Origin of the sequence: Kitasatospora sp. NPDC093558, assembly GCF_040683475.1 — a bacterium.
Classification (GTDB): domain Bacteria; phylum Actinomycetota; class Actinomycetes; order Streptomycetales; family Streptomycetaceae; genus Kitasatospora.
Genome location: NZ_JBFBDY010000398.1, coordinates 1 through 5,844 on the forward strand (window position 1 = coordinate 1; position 5,844 = coordinate 5,844).

The 5,844-nt window shown below is 70.2% G+C and carries 4 protein-coding genes; all 4 read left to right on the forward strand.

Annotated features, from left to right (window positions below; genetic code table 11):
* Positions 1–269: 269 nt before the first annotated feature.
* The 4 genes from AB0O00_RS27400 (at position 270) to AB0O00_RS27415 (ending at position 5,798) form a co-directional block, all read left to right on the forward strand.
* Entirely contained in the window at positions 270–1,013 is a 744-nt protein-coding gene (locus tag AB0O00_RS27400; protein WP_363656147.1) for an AAA family ATPase, read from the forward strand.
* Between the two features lie 275 nt (positions 1,014–1,288).
* A complete protein-coding gene (locus AB0O00_RS27405; RefSeq protein WP_363656142.1) occupies positions 1,289–2,845 on the forward strand; it encodes an LCP family protein in 1,557 nt (518 codons plus the stop codon).
* Positions 2,846–3,108: 263 nt separating this feature from the next.
* Entirely contained in the window at positions 3,109–4,491 is a 1,383-nt protein-coding gene (locus tag AB0O00_RS27410) for an ammonium transporter (protein WP_363656143.1), read from the forward strand.
* Positions 4,491–5,798 carry an ammonium transporter gene (locus AB0O00_RS27415; RefSeq protein ID WP_363656145.1) on the forward strand — a complete coding sequence of 436 codons (1,308 nt, stop codon included), beginning with the start codon at positions 4,491–4,493 and terminating at the stop codon, positions 5,796–5,798. Before AB0O00_RS27410 ends, AB0O00_RS27415 begins: the two co-directional genes overlap by 1 nt.
* The last annotated feature ends 46 nt before the right edge of the window (positions 5,799–5,844 follow it).

Below are 5,844 nucleotides of genomic sequence, written 5' to 3' on the forward strand. Positions count from 1 at the left end.
CCCTCGCCGCCGCGGCCGGCAGTCACGTCGCCCACGGCTGTACCGACGCCACCGTGACCGCCCTCCGGGCCCCGGTCCCGTCCCTCGCGGCGGGCGGCCTCACGATGGCCCTGCTCTTCCTCCTCCTCGCCCGCCTGCTCCGCATCACCGAGCTGCGCGCCCTCCCCGGCCTGCGCTGACCGGCGCCCGGAGGCCGTTGTCAGTGCCCCCGCCTATCGTGGGCCGGACTGCACACGAACCGAGGAGGGTGAGAAGTGATCGTCGAGCGCATGCGCGTGCACCGGGAGATGCTCACGGAGCGGCAGCTGTCGCAGTGGCCGTGGACGGTCCCGTGTGTGCGGGGCCTGCTCGGCGGCGGCATCGCCTTCCCCGCGCCCGTGACCTTCCTGGTCGGCGAGAACGGCTCCGGCAAGTCCACCCTGGTCGAGGCCCTCGCCGAGGCCTACGGCGTGGACACCTACGGCGGCCGGGCCGGCGCGCGCTACGCCGGCCCCCGGGAGCGCGGTGAACTCGGCGAGCACCTGCGGCTGGAGTACAGCGAGCGCGGGCGCGCCATGGTGGCCGGGCCGCGCTCGCGGCGGGGCGGCTTCTTCCTCCGGGCCGAGACGGCGATGAAGATGATGGAGGAGAAGCAGGGCCGAGGCCGCTACTGGAGGGAACGCACCGACCTGATGAGCCACGGCGAGGGCTTCCTCACCGTCTTCGAGTCGATGTTCCGCGAACCGGGCCTGTACATCCTGGACGAGCCCGAGGCGGCGCTCTCCTTCACCTCCAGCCTGCAACTCGTCGGCCTGCTACACGAACTCGGCCGCACCGGTGCCCAGGTCGTGTGCGCCACCCACTCGCCGATCCTCGCCGCCACCCCGGGCTCGGCCGTCCTGGAGGTCGGCGACCACGGCATCCACCCCACCCAGTGGCGGGACCTCGCGATCGTCGACCACTGGCGCCGCTACCTGGAACACCCCGAGGCGTACCTGCGCCACATAACCGACCCGCCGGAGCCCCCGGCCTGACCCACGTCCTCGATCGCCACGCCGCCGAAGCCGTTCCCCAGCTCGCCTACCACCCGCGGAGTACGTGAGCCCGGCCGGCCGACCGGGACCCGAGCGGCCGCACCCCGCCGCGCGCGTGATCTGCGACACGTCCTGCAACATGCGGGGTCCGTCAGGGACTCTGTGAGTCAGGAGAGTTGTCGTTCGAGGATGGGGGAAGCAGCGTGGGTCAGAGGCGGAGTGGTGGGCGTGGGGAGGCCGGGCGGCGGTCGCCGGCGCTGATCGTGGGGCGGACGGTGGCGTGTTCGGTCGGGCTGACGGTGTTCGTCTCCAGTGGGGTGGTCTGGTACGAGTACACGTCGCTGACCGACGGGATGACCACGTCCAACGCGATCGCCGTGACGAAGAAGGACGCGCCCAAGCACCTCGACAACTCGGTGAACCTGCTGCTGATCGGCCTGGACAGCCGCAAGAACATGGACGGTTCGGACGTCGACCCGTCCATCGTCCAGAACGAGCTGCACGCCGGCGCCGACTCCAGCATCGGCGGCTACAACACCAACTCGCTGATCCTGCTGCACATCCCCGCGAACGGCGGCAAGGTGCAGGCGGTCTCCATCCCGCGGGACGACTGGGTCATGACGTACAGCGGGGATGGCTCCTCGATGGGCATGGCCAAGATCAAGGAGGCGTACGGCAACGCCAAGGAGCAGTTCAACAAGAGCCCGAAGGCCAAGGGGCTCAAGGGTGCCGACCTGGAGAAGGCCGGCCGGGACGCCGGGCGCGCGGCCACCATCCGCACCGTCCAGAAGTTCGTCGACCAGCCGGTGGACCACATCGCCGAGGTCAACCTGATGGGCTTCTACGACATCGCCGACGCGCTCAAGCCGATCGAGGTCTGCCTCACCCACCCGGTGAACGACCCGATCATTCCCCGGACCCCCGGCAAGGAGGGCGGCGGCACCGGACTCAAGCTCCCGGCCGGGCACAGCTTCCTCAACGCCGCCGACGCGCTCTCGTTCGTCCGCCAGCGCCACAACCTGAACGACGGGCACGGGAACAACGACGACTTCGCCCGCACGCACCGCCAACAGGCCTTCATCTCCTCGGTGATGCACAAGCTCAAGCAGCAGGGCGTCATCGGCGATCTCGGGGCGATGCAGAAGATGTTCGGCGTGGTGCAGAAGGACCTCGTCATCGACAACGAGTGGAACATCCTGGACTTCGCCCAGCAGGCCCCGGCCCTGACCGGCGGCAACGTCGAGTTCAACACCCTGACGTACGACACGGGCGACAAGAAGGGCGACCCGCCGCAGGACGTCAACATCGTCACCCCGGCGAAGATCCAGAAGGTGGTCAAGCAGGTCTTCGGCGGTGCCGACGCCGCCGCTCCCGTGCCGGCCCCGACCGACGCGCCGAGCGCCGATGCGACCGCGACCCAGAGCCCGACCCCCACCCAGGCTGCCGCCCCGGCCACCGTGGACGTCTTCAACGCCTCCTCCGCCGCCGGGGTGTCCTCCTCCAACGAGGCCAAGGTCCTGGTCGGCATGGGCTTCAAGGAGGGGAAGACCGGTCCGGCCGCGACCAGGCCGAAGACCACCACCGTCACCTACGGCAAGGGCGCCAAGGAGGCCGCCGACCAGATCGCCGCCCGCTACGGCGTCACCCCCACCGAGTCCGCTTCGACCGGCGCCGGCCGGGTCGTGGTCACGCTCGGCACCTCGTTCGACGGCGTCGCCTCCGACCGGCCCGCCGCCCCCAGCGCCGCCCCGAGCGACCCGGCGGCCAACATCCCGATGCAGGGCCCCAAGGTCGAAGCCCAGTCCGACGGCGGCATCCCCTGCGTCTACTGACGCGCGGCGGGCGGTCGGCAGCCGGCGGTCGACGGCGGGCGGCGGGGGTCCTCCTTCACCGGCTGGACCCCGGCTGGACCCCGGCCGGCCCCCGGTTGGGCCCGGCCCGGCCGCCCGGCGATGTCAAAGAAACGGCCAAGTAAATCAACGATCTGTTGACGGGCCCCGACGGCACCTCTACGTTCCTCCACGTCTAGCGGAATTGTCATTCCGCACTGCGGAATTTCCTGTCCCGCACGTTCCCCGACCCGGAGAGACCTCGGATGCCTAATACTCCCGATACGGGCAACACGGCCTGGCTCATGGCGAGCACCGCCATGGTGCTGCTGATGACCCCCGGCCTGGCCTTCTTCTACGGCGGCATGGTCAAGACCAAGCACGTGCTGGTCATGCTCAAGATGAGCTTCGTCTGCCTCGCCCTGGTCACCATGCTGTGGCTGGCGGTCGGCTACAGCCTCGCCTTCGGCAAGGACGTCGGCGGCCTCGGCCTGATCGGCACGCCCGCGCACTGGATGATGCACGACATCGGGATGGCCAGCCTCAGCGGCTCCATCCCGACCGTCATCTTCTCGGCCTTCCAGATGGCGTTCGCGATCATCACCGTCGCCCTGATCAGCGGCTCGATCGCGGGCCGGGCGACCATGCGCGGCTGGCTGTGGTTCGTCGTCGCGTGGACCCTGTTCGTCTACGTGCCCATGGCGCACTGGGTGTTCGCGCCCGACGGCTGGATCACCGCGCACCTCGGTGCGCTGGACTTCGCCGGCGGCCTGCCGGTGGAGATCAACTCCGGCGCGGCCGGGCTGGCGGTCGCGATCGTGGTCCGCAAGCGCAAGGACTTCGAGCGCGAGACGATCCGCCCGCACAACCTGCCGCTGGTCGTCGTCGGCCTCGCGCTGCTGTGGTTCGGCTGGTTCGGCTTCAACGCCGGTTCCGCCCTGCAGACCGGCGGCACCGCGCCGATGGCCTTCCTCAACACCCAGCTCGCCGCGTGCGGCGCGATGGTCGGCTGGCCGCTGATCGAGAAGTGGCGCCTCGGGCACGTCGAGATGCTCGGCGTCGCGTCCGCCGCCGTGGCGGGCATGGTCGCCATCACCCCGGCCTGCGGCGAGGTCTCCCCGGTCGGCGCGCTGGTGATCGGCTTCGTCGCGGGCGTGGTCTGCGCGTTCGCGATCAACCTCAAGTACAAGCTGCGCTACGACGACACGCTCGACGTGGTGGGCGTGCACGGCTGGGGCGGGATCGTCGGCGTGCTGGGCATCGGCCTGTTCGCGACCTTCCAGATGAGCGGCAAGAAGGGCCTGTTCTACGGCGGCGGCGTCGACCTGCTGTGGCGTCAGGCCGTCGGCGTCGTGGTCTGCGCGGCCTTCTCCTTCGGCGTGACGTGGCTGATCGCCCAGGTGATCGAGAAGACCGTCGGCTTCCGTGCCGCCGAGGAGTACGAGCACGTCCCCGGCGCGGAGGAGGAGCAGGCGTACGACGACGAGACGATCGCCGAGATCCGCCGGCGCCTGACGGCGGCCCGGGTGCCGGTCTCCGTGGGCGCCGGTGCTGCCAAGGACGGTGTGCAGGCCGGCTCCGCCACGGTCGACGCCGAGCTGCTCGCCGAGCTCCGCCAGGTCCTCGAACGCCGTGAGCAGGAGAAGTGATGCCCCAGCCCTTCGACTCCGGCAACGCCGCCTGGCTCATCATGGCCGCCGCCATGGTGCTGCTCATGGCGCCCGGACTGGCGTTCTTCTACGGCGGCATGGTGAAGACCGGTCAGGTCATCGCGATGCTCAAGATGTGCTTCGGCTGCGTGGTGCTGGTCAGCATCATCTGGTTCGCCCTCGGTTACACCCTGGCCTTCGGCCACGATGCGGGCGGACTCGGGGTGATCGGCGGGCTGGACCACGTCTTCATGTCGGGGGTCGGCCTGACCAGCCGTACCGGCGACACCCCGACGGTGACCTTCTCCGTCTTCCACATGTCCTTCGCCATCGTCACGGTCGCGCTGATCAGCGGCTCGGTGGCGGGCCGGGCGAAGATGAAGGGCTGGCTGGTCTTCGCCTCCGCCTGGACCCTGCTGGTCTACGTCCCGATGGCGCACTGGGTGTTCGCGCCGGACGGCTGGGTGGCCGAGCAGCTCGGCGCGGTCGACTTCTCCGGTGGTACGGTCGTCGAACTCGCCTCCGGCGCAGCCGGGTTGGCGCTGGCGGTGGTCGCCGGACGGCGGGAGGACTTCGAGCGGCAGCCGATCCGTCCGCACAACCTGCCGCTGGTCGTGATCGGCCTCGCGCTGCTGTGGTTCGGCTGGTTCGGCTTCAACACCGGCTCCTCGCTGGGCGTGCCCGGCGCCGCGGCGATGGCCTTCGTCAACACCCAGTTCGCCGCCGGCGCCGCCATGGCGGGCTGGGCGGTGACCAGTTGGTGGCGCACCCGCCAGGTCGGGCTGCTCGACATCAGCATGGGCGCGGTCACCGGCATGGTCGCGATGACGCCCGCGGCCGGCGACGTCACCCCGCTGTGGGCCTCGGTGATCGGCTTCCTGGCCGGCCTCACCTGCGCCTTCGCGATCAGCTGGAAGTACCGCTTCGGTGTCGACGACACCCTGGACGTGGTCGGCATCCACGGCTGGGGCGGCCTGTTCGGCATGGTGATGGCCGGACTGGCGGCGACCGGTGCGATGACCGGCAAGAAGGGCCTGTTCTACGGCGGGGGCTGGGACCTGCTCGGCAAGCAGCTGGTGGCCGTACTGGTGATCGGCCTGTTCTCGTTCGCGATGACGGCGCTGATCGGCAAGGTGGTCGACCGCACCGTCGGCCTGCGCCAGTCGCACGCGGCCGAGGAGCACGAGCAGGTCTACCAGAACGACTGGGACGTCCAGTTCAAGGAGATCGCCGACGCCCTGCGCGGCAGCGGCATCGACGAGCGCGGCCCACTGGGCGACTCCGGGGGAGACGTGGAGCCCGGCTGAGATGTCGGTGAGCGCCAGGTTGACCACGTTCATGTCGAGCATCGCG